This is a genomic window from Bradyrhizobium sp. BRP20 (genome assembly GCF_020194215.1).
Lineage (GTDB): Bacteria > Pseudomonadota > Alphaproteobacteria > Rhizobiales > Xanthobacteraceae > Bradyrhizobium > Bradyrhizobium yuanmingense.
In genome coordinates this window covers 327,024-348,252 of sequence record NZ_JADYVY010000008.1, presented here as the reverse complement: position 1 = coordinate 348,252, position 21,229 = coordinate 327,024, and the positions used below count along the sequence as shown (strand labels likewise).

General features: G+C 65.2%; 22 protein-coding genes. 9 read left to right on the top strand and 13 right to left on the bottom strand.

All coding sequences use genetic code 11. From position 1 onward, the window contains the following. From I6F33_RS21260 to I6F33_RS21225, 8 genes are all read right to left on the bottom strand, one after another. On the bottom strand, positions 1 to 460 hold a 460-nt coding region (locus I6F33_RS21260), incomplete at its 3' end, for a methylmalonyl-CoA mutase family protein (protein ID WP_225144059.1). A 23-nt stretch (positions 461 to 483) separates the two neighbouring features. Next, positions 484 to 948, bottom strand: a complete 465-nt coding sequence (locus I6F33_RS21255; protein ID WP_057027174.1) for a GFA family protein — start codon at positions 946 to 948, stop codon at positions 484 to 486. Next, positions 945 to 2,816: a methylmalonyl-CoA mutase family protein gene (locus I6F33_RS21250; protein WP_225144058.1), complete on the bottom strand. Its 1,872-nt coding sequence runs from the start codon at positions 2,814 to 2,816 to the stop codon at positions 945 to 947. The genes I6F33_RS21255 and I6F33_RS21250 overlap by 4 nt, the downstream gene beginning before the upstream one ends. 82 nt (positions 2,817 to 2,898) lie before the next feature. Then, positions 2,899 to 3,390 (bottom strand): 2-amino-4-hydroxy-6-hydroxymethyldihydropteridine diphosphokinase, encoded by a 492-nt coding sequence (gene folK / locus I6F33_RS21245; RefSeq protein ID WP_225127232.1) that lies wholly within the window; start codon positions 3,388 to 3,390, stop codon positions 2,899 to 2,901. Between the two features lies 1 nt (position 3,391). After that, complete coding sequence (gene folB / locus I6F33_RS21240) at positions 3,392 to 3,760, bottom strand: dihydroneopterin aldolase (protein WP_036005989.1); 369 nt, start codon at positions 3,758 to 3,760, stop codon at positions 3,392 to 3,394. Continuing rightward, positions 3,757 to 4,617 carry a dihydropteroate synthase gene (gene folP, locus I6F33_RS21235; RefSeq protein ID WP_225144057.1) on the bottom strand — a complete coding sequence of 287 codons (861 nt, stop codon included), beginning with the start codon at positions 4,615 to 4,617 and terminating at the stop codon, positions 3,757 to 3,759. The genes folB and folP overlap by 4 nt, the downstream gene beginning before the upstream one ends. Positions 4,618 to 4,855: 238 nt before the next feature. After that, complete coding sequence (locus tag I6F33_RS21230; protein WP_036005985.1) at positions 4,856 to 5,263, bottom strand: DUF4332 domain-containing protein; 408 nt, start codon at positions 5,261 to 5,263, stop codon at positions 4,856 to 4,858. Between the two features lie 24 nt (positions 5,264 to 5,287). Further along, complete coding sequence (locus I6F33_RS21225) at positions 5,288 to 5,653, bottom strand: hypothetical protein (RefSeq protein ID WP_057027235.1); 366 nt, start codon at positions 5,651 to 5,653, stop codon at positions 5,288 to 5,290. Between the two features lie 339 nt (positions 5,654 to 5,992). Here I6F33_RS21225 and I6F33_RS21220 point away from each other — a divergent pair, with 339 nt between their 5' ends. From I6F33_RS21220 to I6F33_RS21210, 3 genes are all read left to right on the top strand, one after another. Next, entirely contained in the window at positions 5,993 to 7,621 is a 1,629-nt protein-coding gene (locus tag I6F33_RS21220; protein ID WP_074447487.1) for a helicase HerA-like domain-containing protein, read from the top strand. A gap of 170 nt (positions 7,622 to 7,791) precedes the next feature. Continuing rightward, complete coding sequence (locus tag I6F33_RS21215; protein WP_225144056.1) at positions 7,792 to 9,138, top strand: glycosyltransferase family 87 protein; 1,347 nt, start codon at positions 7,792 to 7,794, stop codon at positions 9,136 to 9,138. A 5-nt stretch (positions 9,139 to 9,143) separates the two neighbouring features. After that, positions 9,144 to 10,538: a M20/M25/M40 family metallo-hydrolase gene (locus I6F33_RS21210; protein ID WP_157281489.1), complete on the top strand. Its 1,395-nt coding sequence runs from the start codon at positions 9,144 to 9,146 to the stop codon at positions 10,536 to 10,538. 202 nt (positions 10,539 to 10,740) lie between these two features. On the opposite strand, the gene I6F33_RS21205 is transcribed toward I6F33_RS21210, so the two are convergent. Continuing rightward, positions 10,741 to 11,520, bottom strand: coding sequence for a class II aldolase/adducin family protein (locus tag I6F33_RS21205; RefSeq protein ID WP_225144055.1), 780 nt, complete (start codon positions 11,518 to 11,520; stop codon positions 10,741 to 10,743). A gap of 208 nt (positions 11,521 to 11,728) precedes the next feature. Continuing rightward, positions 11,729 to 13,378, bottom strand: a complete 1,650-nt coding sequence (locus I6F33_RS21200) for a glycosyltransferase family 39 protein (RefSeq protein WP_225144054.1) — start codon at positions 13,376 to 13,378, stop codon at positions 11,729 to 11,731. A 329-nt stretch (positions 13,379 to 13,707) separates the two neighbouring features. On the opposite strand from I6F33_RS21200, the gene I6F33_RS21195 reads away from it, so the two are divergent. Further along, the gene (locus I6F33_RS21195; RefSeq protein WP_225144053.1) at positions 13,708 to 14,577 is read left to right on the top strand and encodes a DUF308 domain-containing protein; all 870 of its coding nucleotides are present in this window, start codon (positions 13,708 to 13,710) and stop codon (positions 14,575 to 14,577) included. A 147-nt stretch (positions 14,578 to 14,724) separates the two neighbouring features. Continuing rightward, positions 14,725 to 15,141 (top strand): MucR family transcriptional regulator, encoded by a 417-nt coding sequence (locus I6F33_RS21190; RefSeq protein WP_036005917.1) that lies wholly within the window; start codon positions 14,725 to 14,727, stop codon positions 15,139 to 15,141. A gap of 105 nt (positions 15,142 to 15,246) precedes the next feature. On the opposite strand, the gene I6F33_RS21185 is transcribed toward I6F33_RS21190, so the two are convergent. Together I6F33_RS21185 and I6F33_RS21180 are read right to left on the bottom strand one after the other, a co-directional pair. Further along, positions 15,247 to 15,675: a SufE family protein gene (locus I6F33_RS21185; protein ID WP_225144052.1), complete on the bottom strand. Its 429-nt coding sequence runs from the start codon at positions 15,673 to 15,675 to the stop codon at positions 15,247 to 15,249. Positions 15,676 to 15,744: 69 nt separating this feature from the next. Further along, positions 15,745 to 16,203 carry a DUF5330 domain-containing protein gene (locus tag I6F33_RS21180; protein ID WP_036023185.1) on the bottom strand — a complete coding sequence of 153 codons (459 nt, stop codon included), beginning with the start codon at positions 16,201 to 16,203 and terminating at the stop codon, positions 15,745 to 15,747. A gap of 413 nt (positions 16,204 to 16,616) precedes the next feature. Between I6F33_RS21180 and I6F33_RS21175 the strand changes: the two genes are divergently transcribed. The 4 genes from I6F33_RS21175 to I6F33_RS21160 all read left to right on the top strand — a co-directional run bounded on the left by I6F33_RS21175 (position 16,617) and on the right by I6F33_RS21160 (position 19,930). After that, on the top strand, positions 16,617 to 18,482 hold the full coding sequence (locus I6F33_RS21175; protein ID WP_057027184.1) for a HAMP domain-containing sensor histidine kinase: 1,866 nt from the start codon (positions 16,617 to 16,619) through the stop codon (positions 18,480 to 18,482). After that, positions 18,475 to 19,179 (top strand): peptidoglycan-binding domain-containing protein, encoded by a 705-nt coding sequence (locus I6F33_RS21170; RefSeq protein WP_036005910.1) that lies wholly within the window; start codon positions 18,475 to 18,477, stop codon positions 19,177 to 19,179. The genes I6F33_RS21175 and I6F33_RS21170 overlap by 8 nt, the downstream gene beginning before the upstream one ends. Before the next feature lie 147 nt (positions 19,180 to 19,326). Continuing rightward, positions 19,327 to 19,539: a hypothetical protein gene (locus I6F33_RS21165; protein WP_024339804.1), complete on the top strand. Its 213-nt coding sequence runs from the start codon at positions 19,327 to 19,329 to the stop codon at positions 19,537 to 19,539. Positions 19,540 to 19,585: 46 nt separating this feature from the next. Beyond that, positions 19,586 to 19,930, top strand: a complete 345-nt coding sequence (locus I6F33_RS21160; protein ID WP_225144051.1) for a DUF1491 family protein — start codon at positions 19,586 to 19,588, stop codon at positions 19,928 to 19,930. A gap of 84 nt (positions 19,931 to 20,014) precedes the next feature. On the opposite strand, the gene I6F33_RS21155 is transcribed toward I6F33_RS21160, so the two are convergent. Then, positions 20,015 to 20,989: a DUF2336 domain-containing protein gene (locus I6F33_RS21155; RefSeq protein WP_036005905.1), complete on the bottom strand. Its 975-nt coding sequence runs from the start codon at positions 20,987 to 20,989 to the stop codon at positions 20,015 to 20,017. Positions 20,990 to 21,229 lie beyond the last annotated feature (240 nt).

Sequence of the window (21,229 nt, the reverse complement as noted above, 5' to 3'; positions counted from 1 at the left end):
TGGACACGCTCATCTGGTCGAGCGGAATCCCTGCAAACAGCGTGCGCATGTCGTAGATGGAATCGATGGCAACGCCGGCCATGCCGACATCGCCGCCGACGCGCGGATGATCCGAGTCATAGCCGCGATGGGTGGCAAGATCGAACGCGACCGAGAGGCCCTTTTGCCCCGCCGCGAGATTGCGGCGATAGAACGCGTTGGAATCCTCCGCCGTGGAGAAGCCGGCATATTGCCTGACCGTCCAGGGCTGGTTGACATACATGGTCGGGTAGGGGCCGCGCAGATACGGCGCGATGCCCGGATAGGTCTCGAGGAAATCGAGCCCGGTCAGATCAGCCTCGCCATAAGCGGGCTTCACCAGGATGCCCTCCGGTGTCAGCCACGGCTCGGCGCTGCCAGTGGGCGCGGCGGTTGCGGTCCGCTCGAAGGCGACGTCGGCGAAATTCGGAATGCGGCTCATGGCTTCAACCATTTCATAAGCGCTCAATCATGATCCGGATGCTGATGGCTGACGATGGTCGCCATCTTCTCCGGTCCGTAATTCTGCTGTGTGGTCTGGCTCGGCAAATTGGCGATGCCGACGACCCAGCCGAGGCGGGATTCGATGCCGAACTGACGCGTCGGCACGACCCGGTCAGGGCGATCGAAGGTACCGGTCATGATCTCGATGCGATCGCCGTCGATGCGGCCGAAGCTCAGCGGCGTGCCGCAGGCGGCGCAATAGCCGCGATCGGCGATCGAGGAGGAGCGGAAGAACGACGGCTTGCCCTTGGTCCAGGCGAAATCGGTCTTGTTGATGTCGGCCAAAGAGGCGAACGGCGCGCCGCTCGCCTTCTGGCACATCCGGCAGTGGCAGATCGAAATCCTGGTCGGCGCCGTCATGACCGCAAATCGCACGGCGCCGCATTGGCAGCCGCCGGTGAGAACGGGTTTGCTGGTGTCAGTCATCGCTGTTCCATCCGTCGGTAGGCGTCCTGCAGTGCCGCAAGCGCATCGCCTCCGGCGAAGACAAAGCCCGTGACGCCGGCGGCTCGCAGCGCCGCCTCGGCCTCGGCCGGCCGGCCCGCTAGGTAGATATGTCGCCCGCCGGCCAATTGCAGGGCCTTTGCCGCGGCTTCGGCGTGTTCCGCATAGACCTTGTCGCTGGAACACAGACAGGCCAGCTCGGCGCCGGAGGCCTTGAAGGCCGCAGCCAGCTTGGCCGGATCGGCAAAGCCCTCGCTGCCTGTGGCCTCAATGCCGCCCGCCTCGAAGAAGCTCTTCGCGAACGTCGCGCGCGCGGTGAAATCGGCGGGCGTGCCGAGATTGGCCAGGAACACCTTTGGCCGTGCGCCCCGAGCCTTCAAACTCGCGTCGGATTTGTCGCGCAGAGCCTCGAACGGTTCCGCGAGACGGATCGGAGGCAGCGCCTCGAACTTGTAGGTCTCTCCGCCGTAGGGCGGAAGCGCGATCGGCGCTGCCTTCAGGACAGTGGCTTCGCTCTCGTGCAGGTTCGGAAACTCGCTGGCGCCGGTCAGTATGTCCCGGCGCTTCGCGATATTGGCCTCGCGCGCCTTGCGCGTGGCCGCGACCTTGCTTTGGAACACACCCTGCTGAAGCGCCGCGAACGCGCCACCGGCGCTCTCGCTCTCCTGGAACAGGGCCCACGCGGCATCGCACAGCTGCGCCGTCAGCGTCTCGATGCCGCCAGCCCCCGCCGCGGGATCGCTGACCTTGGCGAGGTTGCATTCTTCCAGCAGCAGAAGCTGCGTGTTGCGCGCCACGCGCCGCGCGAACGGATCGGGCAGGCCGAGCGCCAGCGTATGCGGCAGCACGTTGATGGCGTTGGCACCGGCCAGTCCCGCGGCGAACGCCGCCATGGTCGCGCGCAGCATGTTCACATAGGGATCGCGTTGCGTCAGCATGCGCCAGGCGGTATCGGCCGCGATGAACAGCGGTTTCGGCGTCAGTCCGCAAGCGGTCTCGATGCGCGCCCATAGCAGCCGCAGGGCGCGGAACTTGGCCATGGTCAGGAATTGGTCGGCATCGGCGGCGAGCCGCGCATAGACCATGTCCTGCGCGGCTTCCAGCGGAATGCCCGCGCCTTCGATCGCGCGCAGGTAAGCGACACCGCAGGCGAGCACGAAAGCGAGCTCCTGCACCTCCGAGCCGCCGGCATCATGGACCACGCGGCCGTCGGCGGAGGCGAACGGCCCCTTGAAGCCGAGCCCGGCGAGGCCCTTGATGGCGCCCGTAATCGCGGGAGCAATTTCGTCCCAGGTATAGGGGCTGTGGCCCCACACCGCGCCCGCCGCGAGCGGATCGAGCCCGAAGCGGATTTTGCAGGCGCCGGGATCGAGGCCGTTGCTCTTCACATATTCCGCGACATGGATCGCGGCCATCCGCGATTGCGGTCCGATCTCGAGCTCGATGCCGATGCCGGCGTCGAGGTGAATGTCTTTCAGGATCTTTGCCACCGCCTCGGCCGACGGTTCCAGGCCGAAACCGCGCGCGCCATTGGCGCCGGCGAACACCAGCGCGAGCCCGGTCGCACCGTTCTCCAGATCCTGCAGTGCCTGCGCATTCGCGAGCGCCGCATCGGGATGGTCGATCCGCTGCACGACCTGCCACGGTGCGGCCGGCGGCCGGCCCATCACCGGCGCAACGCCCTTCGCGCGCCGATAGAGCGGTTCGATCTTGATGCCGTCATAGGTCTTGCCGACCAGCTTCTCGAACGGCGCGCCCTTCAGCACGCCGTCGACCAGCTTGCGCCAGTCCTCAGGCGTGGCCTTGGGAAAATCCGCCGCCAGCGGCAGGTCGTCAGTCACGGAGGTCATGCGGCGCGGGGCTCCCGAAACGTCTTGTTATTCGCAGGCGAAATTGCCACGGCGGACCGTTCCTGCAAACGGTTGTTTTTGGTTAACCGGTATCCGGAAGCCGCTCAATGCCTTGCGCCGAGACGCTGGCGAGCCCGTCACGCACACGAATGCCCGAGATCACGCGGTCAGATGCGATTTCGGCCAGCGGCACCAGCACGAAGGCGCGCTCGAACAGGCGCGGATGCGGCAGCGTCAGGTCGGGCTTCTGCAAGGAGACATCGTCATAGGCGATCATGTCGAGATCGAGCGTGCGTGGACCCCAGCGCCGCGCCTTGGTTCGCATGCGGCCGAACTTCTGCTCGACTTTCTGCAGCACGAACAATAGCGCATGCGGATCGAGGCTGGTCTCGATCTCGATGCAGGCATTGATGAAGGGATCCTGGTCCTCGTCGCCCCAGGGCGGGGTCGTATAGTCGGACGAGCGCGCGATCAGCGCCGCCTGTGCCATGCCGCAGATATGAGCGATCGCCTTCTTGAACGTCGCGCGGACATCGCCGACATTGCCGCCGAGTGCGATCAGCACGCTCGCCATGCTAGGGATGCCGCGAGCGCGTCAGCACGATGCCGACATCGTCGAAGATCGCGGCGATCGGCGCGTGCGGCTTGTGCACGGTGACCTTCACGGCGCGGATGCGCGGAAAGTGCGACAGGATGGCATCGGCCACCGCGCCGGCCGCGCGCTCCAGGAGTTTGTAATTGGTGTTCTTGAACGCCGCCGTCGTCGTCGCCACGACATCGGCGTAGGACACCGTGTCCGCGAGCCGGTCGCTGCGCGCAGGCTCGGACAGGTCGGTATAGAGCTCGAGATCGATGACGAAACGCTGGCCGACCTCGGTTTCGTGATCCATCACGCCGTGGCGGGCATGGATCGACAGGCCGGTGACGAAGATCGTGTCGGTCATTGCTTGCTCTCGATGGCCTGCGCCACCCGCAGGGCCTGCAGGGTTTCGGCGACGTCGTGGGTCCGGATGATCTTGGCGCCGCGCTGCGCGGCGATCAGATGCGCGGCGATCGAGCCGGCGAGCCGCTCCGATGGTTCCGACGGCGACACCGAGGCGATGAAGCGTTTGCGCGAGGCGCCGACCAGGATCGGCAGGCCGAACATGTCGAGCTCGCGCAAGCGCGCGAGCGCGGTCATGCTCTGCTCGGCGGTCTTGCCGAAGCCGATCCCGGGATCGAGCACGATCTTGTCGCGCGCGATGCCTGCCTTCGCGGCAATATCGAGCGAGCGCAGGAAGAATGTCTTGATATCAGCGACGATGTCGATGGCGGGATCGACGCTGTCGCGGTTGTGCATGACGATGACGGGCACGCCCCTGGCGGCGATCAGCGGCGCCATGCCGGCTTCGCGTTGCAGGCCCCAGACGTCGTTGGCGATCGCCGCGCCCTGGTCGAGTGCGAAGGCCACCACCTCCGCCTTCATGCTGTCGATCGAGACGGGTACACCGAGCGCCACGACGTCCGATAACACCGGCTTCAGCCGCGCGAGCTCTTCCGACGCCGTGACCGGCCGGGCGCCCTTGTAGGGCCGGGTGGATTCGGCGCCGATATCGATGATGTCGACGCCGGCGGCGACCATCGCCCGCGCCCGCTCCAGCGCCCGCGCCGGCGCGATGAACTCGCCGCCATCGGAGAAGGAATCCGGGGTGATGTTGAGCACGCCCATCACCGCAGGAAGCCGCCGGCCCACGAGCGTCCGCAGTGCGCCGATCCCGGCCGAGCCGGCCGGCGGGACGGAAGGGGAGGGCGAGGCATTCATGCGCGTGGCATTGCGCTGTCGGGCAGGGGGAGTCAAGACGGGATTGGGGCCAGTCGCGGCCATTCCGATGCGTGCAGACGGCCGAGAGGATGCGATGTTCTTGCTCACCCTCCGTCATTGCGAGCGCAGCGAAGCAATCCAGACTGTCACCGCGGCAAGATTCTGGATTGCTTCGCTGCGCTCGCAATGACGATCTGGGAGCAGTGGTACCCCAACCTCTCCAGCTTGGTCCGCAGCGCTAATACGTAATCTTCGGCGGCAGCTTCTTGGCCTTGGCGATGATGTCGCCGACCGACTTCTCGGAAGGCAGGACGCGGACCAGCTTCTTCTTCTCGTTGGCCTCGCGCATGCTCTGCGCCAACCTTGCCGGATTTCGATAGGCGAGCTCCCGCACCGTCGTGACGCCGGCGGCGCGGACGAGCCCGACCTTGGCCCTGCCCATGCCGGGGATGCGCATGTAGTCGGAGACGTTGGCCCATTCCAGCAATTGCTGCTCGCTGATGCCAGTCTTGGCCGAAAGCGCCTTGCGGCCCTTCACGGTGGACGCCGCCTCGAGCAGCGCGTCGGTGGTGCGGATTCCTTGCGCCTTCAACTTGTTGGCGGCAAAGGCCGGCAGGCCCTCAATCTCGGAAATCGGATATGTCATGATGCTCGATATGAAAAGCGTCGCTCAGGCGAACTGGCTGAGGCCCGGCGTCCCCGCGATGATCTTGCCCATCTGATCCGCTCCGATTTTGTCTCGCCCGTAGCGGAAAAGTTCACGGGCGACGTTTTGAATCTCGGACATGCCGAGCCCCAGGCCCATCAGGCGGGTGCCGACGGCCATCAAGCCGCCGCCCATCAGCCGCGACAGACCGCCACCGCTCTTGGAGGCTTCGATCGCAGCTTCCGCTCCGGGGATCTGGTCGATCAGGGCCTGCACACTGTCGGAAGGGCCCTCGTTGCGAAGGAAGGCCAGGATAATGCCGACGGTCTTTTCAGCGACAGCACCATCTATGCTGGCGTTTGTCGCCAGCCGTCCGATCAGCTCGTCCATAAGACCCCGCCCCTCAGCCGGTTTGCATGCCGGAATATTGCTTTCGAAAATGATCTTGAGCCGGTGTGACGTGAAATACAAGCGATGAACGCAGGCGCCGTCGCGAACGCGCGAAAAGTGTTGCCGCCGTGCAAGAGCCTAGAACGAATCGGCAAAAAATTGCCGCTATGCGAACGCCCCATTCCGACTTTCGGCCGATGTTGTCCGTCTGTTTCCGACAATGTCGCATGCGCAGGAGCCGCTGAACCGATTTAATCGGCGCACGAGATGCGTTAAACTACGGAATTGGTGCATTCGGGTTTCGCGACGCGAAACTCGGCAGAAAGATCAGAGAGAATAATGACCGCACAGGACAGCAAGCTCGGCGATACCGACGACAAGATCTTCGTCGGCAAGGGAGACGAGCAGGCTTGGCTGACGCTTGCGCTGGCCAATCGCCACGGCCTCGTCACGGGTGCAACCGGAACCGGCAAGACCGTGTCGCTGCAAGTGATGGCGGAAGGATTTGCGCGCGCCGGTGTTCCGGTCTTCGCGGCCGACATCAAGGGCGACCTCTCCGGCATCTCGGAAGTCGGCGAGGCCAAAGACTTCATCCTCAAGCGCGCCGGCGAAATGGGTCTCAAGTTTCAGCCGGACCAGTTCTCGACCGTGTTCTGGGACGTGTTCGGCGAGCAGGGACATCCGGTCCGCGCGACCGTCACCGAAATGGGGCCGCTATTGCTGGCGCGGATGCTCGACCTGAACGAGGTGCAGGAAGGGGTTCTCAACGTCGCATTCCGCGTCGCGGACGAGAACGGCCTGCCATTGTTGGATATGAAGGATCTGCGATCGCTGTTGGATGCGATCGTGCCCGCCAGCGGCAAGAAGGGACCGGATGCTGAGGAAGATCCGTTAGCCGAGATCCGGAAGGCCGCGCAGAGCTTCGGCAATGTGAGCAAGGCGACGGTTGGAACCATTCAACGCCAGCTGCTGGTGCTGGAAAACCAGGGCGGAACGAAATTCTTCGGTGAGCCTGCACTGGAGCTGAAGGATTTCATGAAGACCGATAGCGACGGTCGCGGCATCGTCAACATCCTGGTTGCCGACAAGCTGATGGAGAGCCCTAGGCTCTACGCTACCTTTCTGTTGTGGTTGCTGTCGGAGTTGTTTGAGGAATTGCCGGAAGCCGGCGACCTGCCGAAGCCAAAACTGGTGTTCTTTTTCGACGAGGCGCATCTGCTGTTCAACGATGCGCCGAAGGCGTTGATGGACAAGATCGAGCAGGTGGTTCGTCTGATCCGCTCCAAGGGCGTCGGTGTCTATTTCGTCACCCAGAATCCGATCGACGTGCCGGACAAGGTGTTGGCCCAATTGGGCGGTCGCGTGCAGCATGCGCTGCGCGCCTTCACGCCGCGCGACCAGAAGGCGGTCGCCGCTGCGGCGCAGACCTTCCGGCCCAACCCGAAGCTCGACACCGCCAAGGTGATCACGGAGCTCGGCAAGGGCGAGGCGCTGGTGTCCTTCCTCGAGGGCAACGGCACGCCTTCGATGGTGGAGCGGGTGATGATCCGGCCGCCGACGGCGCGGATCGGGCCGATCACGCCCGAGGAGCGCAAGGCGATCATGAGCAGGAGCCCGGTGAAGGGCAAATACGATACCGCGGTGGATCGTGAGTCCGCCAATGAGATGCTGCAGAAGCGCGTAGCCGGCACGGCTGCGCCTGCCGACGCACAAGATGGTGGAGCCGGCGCAGGCGGCGGCGTTCTCGGCCAGATCGGCTCGATCGTCGGCACCATCTTCGGCACCAACGTCAAGCGAGGTCGTCTGTCGACCGGCCAGGTCATTGCCCGCGACGTGACGCGATCGGTCACCAACCAGGTGATCGGCGGGATGGCCGCCAATATCGGCAAGTCGCTCGGCGGCCAGCTCGGCGGCTCGATCGGCCGTACGCTGGTCCGCGGCGCGCTCGGCGGATTGCTACGGCGTTAGGCAGAGCGCCCGGTTTGAGGCAGTCGTCGTATCCGGTGAAGCTCTAGAACGTTGACCGTCGCCTGATATCTGCTCGTCCGAGCTACCACGGCGCACAAATTCAGGTGAAGGGCTCTGCAAGCCTTCGCCGGTCTGCTAGGTCCTGTGTCGTCGCCGCTCAGGACTACATCGTGACCCCGCCCGCCCCGTTGGCCAAGCCTGACGCACCCAGACGCCCGTCGCTGGGTGCGCCGCTGGATCTGCTTTTTCTGCTCTGCTGCGTCCTCCTGATCGCCGACGTGCTCGTCCCCGAGATTTTCGGCCGCGGCAAGACCAAGGACTACTCGCTCTGGTACTGGGCCGGACAGCAGGTCCTGGAGGGTGGGCCGCTGTATCCTGCCACGGCCGTCGAGCATTTCGATTTCATCTATCCACCGCTGCCGGCAATCCTGCTGGCGATCCCGAGCTGGTTCGGCAAGATCCCGCTCTATGTCGTCCTGTCGATCTTGAACGCCGTGGCGTGGTGGTACACCGCGGCGTTCTCCCAGGTCATGACCGGCTCGGACCGCGCGCCGGGTCGTTGGCTCGAGGCGCTGCCGGTCGTCGCCACCGTGACCTTCGTGTTCGACATGTTCGACCTCGGCCAGCCGAACCTCCTCCTTCTGGCGATGATGCTCTACGGCTTCTGGAGCTTGCGGCATCAGCGATCGTGGCTGGCCGGCTTCATGTTCGCGCTCGCCGCCGCCATCAAGGTGTTCCCGATCGCCGTGCTGCCCTATCTGGCCTGGCGGCGCAAATGGGCGGCCCTGGTCAGCGCGATCGTCTTCACCGGCATTCTTCTCTATGTCGTGCCGGCACCGATCCGCGGCTTCGAGCGCAACGCGGCCGAGCTGGCGACCTGGTACCAGGGCATGGTCGGGACCAGCTCGGAAAAGGGCTTTGGCCAGCGTGACGAGCAGAACTGGTCGTGGGTCAACCAGTCCCTCATTGCCGTCACGCATCGGCTGGTCCGGCCGATCAACTACAATCAGGACGATCCCAGCAAGCCGCCGCGCACCATGAATCTGATCGAGGTCGACTACAGGACGGCGAACTGGATCGTGCTCGCGCTGTCGGCGCTGCTCGGGCTCGGCTTCGTTGCGGTCATGCCGCGGCAAGCGCGGCGGACGGCGCGCTCGGATGCCGAAGAGCTCGGCATCTTGTTCTGTCTCATGACGGTCGCCTCGCCTCTGGCCCGGCAATACTATTTCATGTGGCTGTACTTCCCGGTGACGGTGTTGATGCATCGGGCCGCCTTCGACGAGCGAGCGCATGTGCGCCTGGGAACCTGGCTTGCCCTCAGTGCGGCCGGCATCCTCATGCTGTTGTCGCTGCCGTGGTTTCCGCTCGCCTTCCAGGCTTGGGGCAACAACCTCGCTGCGACCGCCATCCTCGCAGGGTGTCTCGCCTGGCACATCCGGCATCCGCCGCTTGCGGCTAGCCCTAAGGCCGCACCGGCGCTAAAACCCGGACCTCTTGAGACTCAACAATCAGGATAGCAATCATGGCCAACGCGCAGCTCCAATCCGTGCTCGACCACATCGACAAGGATTTCGATAACAGCCTGCAGCGCCTGTTCTCGTTGTTGCGGATCAAGTCGATCTCGGCCGATCCCGCCTTCGCCGATGATTGCAAGGCCGCCGCCGAGCATCTCGCCAGGGACATCGCCAGCCTCGGTGTTGCCACCGAGGTGAGGCCGACCGCGGGTCATCCCGCCGTCGTCGGCAAGACCGGCGCGGGCGGCCGGCCGCACGTGCTGTTCTACGGCCATTACGATGTGCAGCCGGTCGACCCGCTCGATCTCTGGCACCGTCCGCCGTTCGAGCCCGTCGTCACCGATCATGCCGACGGCCGCAAGATCATCGTCGCGCGCGGCGCCGAGGACGACAAAGGGCAGGTGATGACGTTCGTCGAGGCCTGCCGCGCCTGGAAGAAGGTGACGGGCTCGCTGCCGGTCGACGTCACCTTCCTGATCGAGGGCGAGGAGGAGGTCGGCTCGAAGAACTTCGTGCCCTTCATCGAGGCCAACAAGGACGAGTTCAAGGCCGATTACGTGCTGGTGTGCGACACCAGCATGTGGGACCGCAACACGCCGGCGATCACGACCTCGCTGCGCGGCCTGCTCTATGAAGAGCTCAAGATCACCGCCGCCAATCGCGATCTGCATTCCGGCGTGTTCGGCGGCACCGCGATGAACCCGATCCGCCTGCTCACGAAGATCCTGGGTGGCCTGTTCGACGACGACAACCGCATCACCATCCCCGGCTTCTATGACGGCGTGAAGGACACGCCGCCCGATATCCTGGAGCAGTGGAAGAAGCTCGATTTCACGCCCGAGACCTTTCTCAAGCCGGTCGGGCTGTCGCTCCCGGCTGGCGAGAAGGGCAGGCTGCTGGTCGAGCAGGCCTCGACGCGCCCGACCTGCGACGTCAACGGCATCTGGGGCGGCTATATCGGCGAGGGCTCAAAGACCGTGATCCCCTCGCATGCCTCGGCCAAGGTCTCGTTCCGCCTGGTTCAGGGCCAGGACCCGCAAAAGATCCGCAAGGCCTTCCGTGATTACGTGACGGCGCGCATTCCCGGCGACTGCAAGGTCGAGTTCGGCGACCATTCCGCCGCGCCCGCAGTCGCGCTCGACTGGACCATGAAGCCGCTCGCCGCCGCCAGCAAGGCGCTCGCGGAGGAATGGGGCAAGGAGACCGTGCTGATGGGCTCGGGCGCCTCGATCCCGATCGTCGCCGACTTCAAGCGCACGCTCGGCCTCGACTCGCTGCTGGTGGGGTTTGGCCTCGACGACGACAACATCCACTCGCCGAACGAGAAATACGACCTGCAGAGCTTCCAGAAGGGCATCCGCTCCTGGGCAAGGATCCTCGCCGCGCTGGCGGAGGTGAAATAGGCGCGGTGCGGTAGGGTGGATTAGCCGAAGGCGTAATCCACCAACTCTTGCGGGCTGCACCAAGAGAAGAGGTGGATTACGCTTCGCTAATCCACCCTACGAAGTTCACGAAACAAAAACGCCGCCCGGAATTGGGCGGCGTTTCATTCCAATACGTGCAGAGGTAGTTCGACGGAAACACTACCTCAATTTCGTGAATATCTCAAGACCGGTAGCCGGGATTGACGCGGTCGAGCTTGCGCAGCAAGGGCGGCCACACGAGGTTGTTTGCGCGCAGCTCGGCGCGGTCGCGGTTGGCGAGCAGCTCGGTGTTCTTCTCGATCGCGATCTCCTCGACCGGATAGACCGGCGTGCCGAGCGCGCGCGTGCGCACCTGCATCGAGCAGGCGCGCTCGAGATGGTACATGCGCTCGAACGCGGAGGCGACCGAGCGGCCGACCGTCAGCGTGCCGTGATTGCGCAGGAGCATGTGGTTGTGGTCGCCGAGATCCTTCTGCAGCCGTGGCCGCTCCTCGTGGTCGAGCGCGATGCCTTCATAGTCGTGATAGGCGAGGTCGTGGGTGACGAGCTGGGCGGTCTGGTTCAGGGGCAAGAGCCCTTCCGCGCTGCTCGACACCGCGGTTCCGTCGAGGGTGTGGAGATGCAGCACGCAGATCGCGTCCTCGCGCACCTCGTGGATCGCCGAATGGATGGTGAAGCCGGCAGGATTGATGCTGTACTCGCTCTCGGAGAGCTGATTGCCGTGCAGGTCGACCTTGACGAGGCTGGAAGCCGTGATTTCATCGAACATCAGCCCGTAGGGATTGATCAGGAAGTGATGGTCGGGACCGGGCACGCGCGCGGAGATGTGGGTGTCGACCAGATCGTCCCAGCCGTACAGCGCGACCAGGCGATAGCATGCGGCGAGATTGACCCGTTGCTGCCACTCGGCCTCCGTCATGTTGGAGGGGACTTCCCTCAGGCGGGCTTCTGCTGGCGACATGGCTGATCTCTCCGAACCTCGTTGTTGCGGAGGAGGAGCGTAGTCGCGGGAGAGGCTTGCGGCAAGGCGCGAGGAGCGTGGCTGTCAAGCGTGGCCCGCATGGAGCGCGTAGCCCGCATGGAGCGAAGCGGAATGCGGGGCAGCTCGCACGATGCCACAGGTCCCGGATTACGCTTCGCTCCATCCGGGCTACGGATACGGAGAAATCCTACGGTGCCGGGATCGACAGCAGGCTGGAAATGCCGCGCCCCCGGATGTCGTAGACGCGGGCGAACACCACGTCGTCGCGCTTGATCTCGACCATGACCGGGGCGGTGAGGCCCTTGCAGTAGAACTCGCCGAGCGTCATGGCGAAATCGGCCGCGTTGGAATCCCAGCCGATGGTGAAGTCGGGCCCGAGCGCCACCTGGGCCGGGCGCTGCGGACCGCACACCGCCACCTTCCATTTGCGGTTGCCGGGCGGCACTTCCTGGCGCTCGACGAGCTGCTCGCGCAATCCGTCGGAGGCCTGCTTCAAGGCGAGGCCCCAATAGTCCAGCATGAAGCGGTCGTCGGCGCCGCGCACGGTGCCGGCAATGTGGTTGAAGTGCGTGTATTGATAGGGGTGCAGCCGGATCATCTCGGCGAGCGACAGCGCAAGGCCGAAGCAGAAGGTGGCGAGCACGACCGGCTGCCAGGTGCGGTGATTGGCCCGCAGGCGCTCCATGGTCCAGGCGAAGGCGACGCCGCCGAGCACCGCCATCGGCGGGATCACGAAGACGAAATGGCGGATGCCGTTGTAGAGCGCCGGGCGCTTCACCATCGCGATCGCGAGCGGCAGGGTAGCAGCCAGCGTCAGCATCAGGAGGATGGTCTTGCGGCGTGCCGGAACCTCGCGCCGCGGCAGCATGGCGAAGGTGCTGACGATCGCACCGCCCATCAGAACCAGCATCACCTCGGGCAGCTGCAGGGCGAACAGCGTCGGCAGATACGACCAGGGCATGTCGGGCACCGACACGATCGCACCGTCGAACATCTCCTTCCATGGCTTCTCGAAGAAATGCGAGAAGTAGGTCAGCGCCGCCAAGGGATTGCCGGGCTCCATGATCGACCACGGCCAGATCAGGCCCATCACGAGGTAGCCGAGCGCGAGGCCTGGCAGCAACACATAGACGACATGGGCGAAGCGGCGAACGGATTCGCGCGGACCTTCGGTGCGCAATTCCTCCAGGAACAGCGGCACGAAGCCGACCACGGCGTAGACCAGCGCGAGTCCGCCGAGAACACGGCAGCCGAGCGAAAGGCCGGCCCCCAAGCCGACGATCAGGATCGTGCGCGGCGATGGCTGCGGATATTCCTCGGCGAGCCGGACGAGGCCGAGCATCAGGACGACCATGGCGACCGCGAAGGGTGCATCCTTCGGGTTCATGAACATGTGGCCGTAAAAGGTCGGGCAGAGCGCAAGCAGGAGGAGGGAAGCCAGACCGGCAAGCGGTCCGCCGATGCGGCGGCCGAGCCGCCATGTCACGGCAAGCCCGATTACGCCGACGATGGCGCCGACCAGACGGCGGGTCTCGAACAGCTCGAGCGGAATGACCTTGTGCAGCAGGGCCGCGACCATGTCGAAGCCGCCGCCATACATGTAGAGATTGGCGAAGGAGAGCGCCGCGGTGTCCTTGAAGCCGGAACCGAACATGCGCAGCAGCAGGTCGGCATATTCGGCGTGGGTGTAGTCGTCCCAGCCGAGCCCGTAGTCGCGGAAGGTCAAGCCTGCAATGACGGCGACCGCGGCCAGCACCAGCATGGCGAGATCGTCGCAAGTCCGTTCGATCGAGCGCCGCTGAGGCGTGTCGATCGCCGAAGTCGTGATGGATGTCATGGCTATCGGTGCCCCGGAATCCCCTTTTGGCCCTGCTGGCGCGCGCGGGCCTCAACCCCGGACTCCCTATAGCGCAGTTCCATTACCAAGTAATTGGGCATTATGGCTAAATTCCTGATGCGACGCAGCAATTCCGGTTGGCACCCATTCAGATGACTTTGCGAGCAGCTTTAGCAGTAGCGAGCCCCGGCTGAAGGGAATGTGAATAAGTCCCTGATTTCCTTCCCTTTAGGAACACTGCCCAGAATTGGCCGTTGGCGTGGAACAGCGTATGACGGTATCGTGGCGTAGCGGTTCTCGCGCGTGATGCGCGGCCGGGGGTGAGTTCGATGAATTTGGCATTGCTGATCGTGGGGATTTGCGCCGTGCTGGCGGGTCTCCTCGCGGTGATTTTCGGCATGACGATCAGGGAATTCAGCCTCGGTGGGACTCTCATAGTCTCCGGCACCATTGGCGTCTGCTCCGGAATGTTACTGGTCGGCCTGCATCTGGTGCTGCTCGAGCTCAGGGGCATCGCACGCCGGCTGGCCGGTGCGGTCGCGCCATCGGAGGTTCGGGTCAGGCCCGCGCTGCCGGGCCTCGCTGTGCCTGGGGTAGTTGCGCCCGGCCCGGTGCCCGCTGCGGCGGTGAGAGCCGAGCCGGCGCCGCCGCCACCGCCCGCAAGTCCGCCGCCGTGGCAGAGCGAAGCTGCAGCGCGCGAGCGGCCGCGTGCCGAGGCACCGCAGCAGGAGCCGGAAGCCCCGACACCGCCTCCCGCTCCGGAAGCGTCGCGCCGGCGCAACCTGCTGTTCGCCTCGACCTCGCGCAAGGAGCGCGAGCGCGCGGAAGCAAAATCCACTGAAACTGCCCCTCCGTCTAAGGAGCCCAGCGAGGCCCCGAACCTTTCGCCCCCTGCGAGCTTCGACGTTGCTTGGCCGAAGCCGGACCGTGCGCGCCCGCCGGAGCCGCCGGCCGACCAACGCCGTCCGCCGCCGCCGCCGCGCTCGCCGTCGACCTTCGCGGAGACCGCTCCTGCGCCGGCGCCCGAGCTGCCGCCGCCCGTGGAGCCCCCGCCGGTGACGGTGCTCAAGTCCGGCGTCGTCGATGGCATGGCCTATTCGCTCTATTCCGATGGCTCCATCGAGGCGCAGATGCCGGAGGGCATGATGCGCTTTGCCTCGATCGACGAGCTCCGTGCCCATCTCGACCAGCGCGGTTGAAGCGGCCGCGCGCTCAAGTAGACGGGCGCTTTTCACCAGTAATCAGTGCCTCGCCGTCAGTCATCGTGTTTCAGCCGAATGTATTCTTGACAGGGAATACTTCGGTGTCGTCAATCCTGTAAGCCACAAGCGGACAAGGGAGGGCGCATGTCGGATGCGGGGGCGAAGAATTTCATCGAGCTGACCGCGAGCATCGTGTCGGCCTATCTGAGCAACAATCCGACGCCGGCGGCCGAGATTCCGAACCTGATCAGTCAGGTGCATGGCGCCTTGGTGCGGGTTTCGTCAGGCCGCACCGAGACCGCGCCGCTGGAGCCGGCCAAGCCCGCCGTCTCGCTCAAGAAGTCGATCGCGCCCGATTATCTCGTGTGCCTCGAAGACGGCAAGCGCTTCAAGTCGCTGAAGCGCCATCTGCGCACGCAGTACAACATGACGCCGGAGCAGTACCGCGAGAAGTGGGGCTTGCCGGCCGACTATCCCATGGTCGCCCCGAACTATGCGGTGGCGCGCTCGCAACTGGCCAAGCAGATGGGCCTCGGGCAGCAGCAGCGGAAGCGGAAGTAGTCGGGGTCTTGTAGGGTGGGCAAAGGCGCAAAGCGCCGTGCCCACGAGTTTTCATTATACACGGGAGGTGGGCACGCTCCGCTTGGCCCACCCTACGAGAGCATCTTACGACGCTTCCGCGAGCGCCTCTCTCGCATCGGTCTTGATGCGCTCGACCATCGAGCGCAGGCCATTGGAGCGCTGCGGCGTCAGATGATCGCGAAAGCCGAACTCGTTGAACACGGCGATCGCGTCGGTATTGAGGATCTCCCGCGGCGTGCGGCCCGAATACAGCGCGAGCACGATCGCGACCAGCCCGCGCACGATATGGGCGTCACTGTCGCCGCGATATTTCAGGACCGGCTCGCCATTGCTGCGATCGACCGTCTTCTGCAGCCAGACCTGGCTGACGCAGCCCTGCACCTTGTTCTCGGCCGAGTGTTCCGCCTCCGGCAGCGGTTCCAGAGTGCGGCCGAGCTCGATGACGTACCGGTAGCGGTCGTCCCACTCGTCCAGAAGCTCGAAATTGTCCCTGATTTCGTCAATCGTCGTCATATCGGCCCGCAGTTCCCGCCTACCGCCAATATAGAGACGCGAAGCCCTGAAATCGATAGGGCTTGGACGCTAATTCGCCGGCCCTGGTCCGCGCCATTCGAGCGCAAGGTCGTCCTGGGTCAGGGTATCGCGCGGCGCCTCGCTCGCTGCAAAATCGCCTTCGCCGGCCAGCGCGATCGAGCCGGTATGGTCGGGCGCCTTCTTGCTGTCGGTCTTGCTGCCGTCGTTCCTGCCGCCGTCGTTCTTGTCGTTGGTGATCTGCTCTTTCTTGTCGTTGATGATCTGATAGAGCTTCTTCGCGCCGTCCTGGGCGCGCTGGCCGATGATGGTCGCGGCCTGGCCGCCGACCTCGCAGGCCGCCGGCTGGCGCTTGCAGAACTGGGTCACGTCGGAAACGGCCGCGGTCGCGGCCTGCACCGCATCGGCGGCGCCGATCTGCGGCAGCTTGTCCGATTCGGGCGTCTTGTCCCGCGGCAGGAGCACCAGCACCAGCCCGAGCCAGAATGTGATGCGGAGCAGAAAGCGCATCTTATCGACCTGTCCGTTAGACTCCGCCCGCGGCGATCTCCCGCGGATGTCGGACCTAGCAATCCTCGATAAATCGCAAGTGATTGCCTTGAGCTTAATTCGCGGAAAATTGACGCAAAATTCTTCCGGAGCGACGTTCCGGTAAATTTTCGATTGACGCCACCGCCCGTGTTTCTGCCGGCCACCCCGCCTCCACCAATTCGAAACCATGCGGAGCGCGGTGAAACCCTGCGTTCACCATTCGCAGCGAAGACGTCGCCAAATCGTCTAAAAAGCTCCGCGATAACGCGGTGTCCGGCCACACGCTGTGCCGCCTTAGCACTCGTTTAAGGTCGCTCTGACACGGTGGCTCAACGACAAGGAGGCGTTCCGGCGCGTCTTCCAAGAGACGATTGAGCCGAAGCGCGAGACCCGTGACAGTTTTGAGTATCATCCGCGATTGTCTCGATGCACTGCTGCATCCCTCCGCGCGCTACGATGCGTTGATGCGCGCGCGCCATCGCGCCTTCATGGCACCGCGGCTGCTCGGCAGCCTCGCCGCCTTCGCCGCATTCCCGGTCTATCTCGCCATGCGCGGCGCGCCGAGCGCGATCGAGGTCGCGGCCTTTGCCTGGCTGATCGCGCCGATCATGTTGTCCTGGTTCCTGTCGCGCACCGGCCGTTACGAGGGCGCGCATGTGCTGTCGTCGCTGGCGCTCGCCGGGCTGATCATGGCCGTCGCGATCACGACGGGCGGCATCGAATCCTTCGCCGCGGTCTGGCTGATCGTGGTTCCGCTCGAAGCTGCGCTGTCGGCCTCGCGCCGCGTCGCGGCGTTCGCCTCGCTGCTCGCGCTGTCCTGCGCCGGAATGCTGATCCTGGTCAGCCAGCTCGGCTGGCTGCCGGTGGTTGAGCCGAGTGCCGCCGAGCGCGGCGTGCTGATGGCTTTCGGGGTCACGTCTGCCACTCTTTATGCCGCCGGCCTCGCCTTCGGCGCGGAATCGCTCGCGCGCACCAGCGTCGCGCTGTTGTCGCGCGAGGAGGAGCGTTACCGCCTGCTGGCGCGCAACATGAGCGATGTCATCTCGCGGCATCAGCGCAACGGTGCGGTGCAATTCATCTCGCCGGCGGTGGAGGCCATGCTCGGAGCGCAGGTGGCGCAACTGCTCGGCCACGGCCTGTTCGACCGTGTCCATGTCGCCGATCGGCCGGCCTATCTCACGGCACTGTCCGACGCGGCGCGCGGCGAGGTGCGCAGCGTCGAGTTCAGGCTGCGGCGCGAGCCCGCCGCCGAGCGCGGCCAGGTCGATTTCATCTGGGTCGAGATGCGCTGCCGTCCGCTCGATCAGGACAGCGCGCGTGACGTCACGTGCGAAGCCGAAGTCGTCGCGGTGATGCGCGACGTCACCGACCGCAAGCTTTTCGAGCAGGCGCTAGACCAGGCGCGCAGCGCCGCCGAGGCGGCCGATGCCGCCAAGACGCGCTTCCTTGCCACCATGAGCCACGAGCTGCGCACGCCGCTCAACGCCATCATCGGCTTCTCCGAGATGATCGCGCAGGAGCAGGCCTTGATGCTGGGTGCTGCGCAGCGCAAGGAATACGCCCAGCTGATCAACGATTCCGGCCAGCACCTGCTGTCGGTCGTCAACGGCATCCTGGACATGTCGAAGATGGAATCGGGCAATTTCGAGATCGCGTCCGAGCCGTTCGCGCCGCGCGCTTCGCTATTGCATTGCTGCAATCTGCTGGCGCTGAAGGCGCGGGAGAACGGCATCGACCTGATCACCGACGCGCCGCAGGACCTGCCCGTCATGACCGGCGATCCCAGGGCCTTCAAGCAGATCGTGCTCAACCTCGTCGCCAACGCCATCAAGTTCACAGAGCGCGGCGGTCAGGTCTGCGTATCGGCCGCGGTGTCCGGCTCGCAGCTGACGCTGCGCATCAGCGACACCGGCGTCGGCATCGCGCCCGACGATCTCAAGCGCATCGGCGCGCCGTTCTTCCAGGCCGGCACGACCTATCAGCGCCGGCACGAGGGCACCGGCCTTGGACTTTCGATCGTGAAGAGTCTCGTGGCGTTGCATCTCGGCGAATTGACGGTACAAAGCAGGTTGGGCGAGGGCACGGCGGTCACCGTCAAGCTGCCGCTCGTCTACACGCCGCCGCAAGCCAAGCCGGCCGAGCGCAAGATTGCGACGCTGACGCCTGTGCTGCGCCAAGAACTTCAAGGTCAGGATCTTCAAGACCAAGCTCACGACCAGTCTCAGGACCAACCCGCTCTGGTGAAGAAAAGTGCCTAAGAAGTCTGCCAAGGACGAAGCCGCTCCGCGCCGCCGTGGTGCCAAAGCTGCGGTTGTCGACGTCGAGACCGAGCGCAACCTCGTGATGCGCGTGCTGCTGCACAGCCCCAAGGACACGCTGGCCGGCCTCGTCGCCGTCGCCGCGATCGCCGCGATCGTTGCCAATGCGCTGTTCCTCCAGACCGGCCGGCATCCCGCGCCGATGTTCGGCACGGTGATCAATCTTCCCGCGCCGTCGTCCGTGCCGCTGTCGAATCCCATGCCGCGTCCGCGCCCCGTCGGCGCCGATACCTCGCCGCTCGAGCCGCGCGCGACCGAGTTCCGTGTCGAGCCTAAGCCTGCCGAGCCCAAGCCCGCCGAGCGTGCTGCCGAAAAGCCGGTCGAGGCGACCGCCTCGACGCGCTCGAATGATCCGATGACCAATCTGGTCAAGGCGACCACCTCGACGCCGCCCGCGGCCCTGCGTCCGCCGGCGCCGATCCCGGCGCAAAGCCCGGCCGCACGCCGCATCGCCGGCGTGCAGCGCGCGCTGTCCGAATACGGCTACGGCAATCTGAAAATCACGGGCACCATGAGCGGCGAGACCCAGGCCGCGATCCAGAAGTTCGAGCGCGAGCACAAGATGCAGGTCACCGGCCAGGTCTCGGACCGGCTGCTGCGCGAGCTCGCCGCTGCGATCGGCCGCCCGGTCGAATAGCCGCACGTCGAGTGTCGTTGACGCAGGTCAATTGCCGGCGCCGGCACGATGGACCGGATCCGATACGATTGCGATTTGAGTGGGATCAATGACGGCCGGCGGCCGCAGGAACAAGATGGCTCATCTCATCAAGGAAGAGAGGTCGTCATGTTCAAGGTCTCGATTCTCGTCTGGATCATGCTCGGCACGACGCTGGCGGGCATCAGCCTCATCGTGGTGCTGATGGTCCCGAGTTTTGCCGCCGACGCCATCAGGAACATCCCCTATGCCGTGGCGGTAGGATTTGCACTCGCTATGCCGCTGTCATACTTCATCGCAACGCAGATTCGCGGTGGTCAGGACGGCACGCGCAAGGCGTGAGACGTAAAGCTGGCGTGAGGCCTCGCACTGGCCTATCGTCGAATTCATGCGTTTGAAATCCAATATTTGGGTGGCGGCTTACTTGCGCCGGTGCCAGACCGAGGGCGTGTTCGGCGCCGTGCGGCGTCGCGGTGCCGAGGAGGCGGGCGCGGTGTTCGTGAAGGTGTCGCTGCTCGACGGCCATGCGATGCTGTATGCGCCGGCGCCGCAGACCGTCTATGACGATGGCCGGCCGGTCGATCGCTTCTTCGTCCCTGTCGCGCCGCAGCCTCTGCCGGATCACACGATCGAGGAGCGGCTGATCAAGGAAATCCGCTTCGATCCGGATGCCTGGATCGTCGAGACCGAGGATCGCGCGGGCCGGCATTTTCTGGAATTGGCCAAGGCGTAGCCTCAACCGTCATTGCTCGCAATGACGGGGTTGGAGTTCGTTGCGTGCCTCACCGCTGCCGCTCGCTGAGGCGGCGTAAGCAAATCAGCGATCCGACGGATTAGTCCCCGTCCGCACCGCCGGGCTCGAGCCGGGCTGCACGCCCGGCCGCGTCTGGCTCGCGCCGGCGCGTGCGCGCTGGCGCTCCCCGTCATGCAGCGAGGACTGATACTTCGCGCGGGTGACCGCGAGCGTCGAGCCGCGCCAGGCCGCCAGCATCACCAGCGCCGATCGCTCGGCGAGACGGTCATAGAGCCGCGACAGGCGGTACACGGCGTTCACGGACGTTCCGATCTCCGGCTTGAAGAACAAGAGAATGCGCTGGAACACCGGGCTCGGCATGTCGAGCGCGCGTGCGGCAACGGCAAGCGCCTCGCCGCCGGCATCGTCGACGATCTGGGCTGCGACGCGCGAGGGCAGGATCAGGCTGTCGCCGAGCTCGAAGGTGAAGCTTTCGATATCGCCCGCGATCGCCGCCATCTCCAGGATCTGGATCGCGCGCTTGGCGCGCACGGTCGGAATACGGGGGGCGGCTTTCAGCGGGGTCTGCGCCAGATTGTGCAGGATCAGCGCGCGCTCGGAGGCGCCGGCGCGGAAGAACATGTCGTGGATCTCGGCCGCCTCTTTCGGCTGCATCGCCAAGTTGGCGGCCATGCGTTGCTCGGCCTCGGTCGGCACGCGCGCCGGAGCAGACGCGCGCGGCGGGGCGGGGATCTCCCGGGCCAGTGGAACCCTGCGGCCTTCCTGGGTGGCGACCAGGCCGAGCTTCTGCAGGATGGGGACGGGCGTCTGCGGATAGACCGCGAGGCGGGCCTTGACGGCCGCGCGCGTCGCATCGTCGACCTGGTCGATCAGCCGCGTGGCGAGCTCGACGAATTGCCGCTGCTCGTCGTCGCTGTGGGTGCTCGTCTGGACATAGAGGTCGGTCAGCACGCGCAGCAGCGTCGGACGGACATCGACACCTTCGCGACGGGACAGGGTCATCAGCCCGTCGAATCCGGGAAACAGCGACTTGGTCATGGAGGCGTACGCAACTCGGGAAAGATACTTGGGGGCGAGCTTAGCGCAGCTTCGTTTAAAGCCTCGTTAAGGAAAACGAGGCGTGAAGCCGGCCCTGCAATTTGAGGCGTTGTCGTGCCGCAACGGGACGGCGCGGCGCGGTCCGTGCGGCTACGGTTGAAGCGGCCCGTTTACACCCCGTTAACCATGAGCTGATCTTAATGAATGCATGTTGCTGGGGCGCGTTCGGTCGCGCGGCAA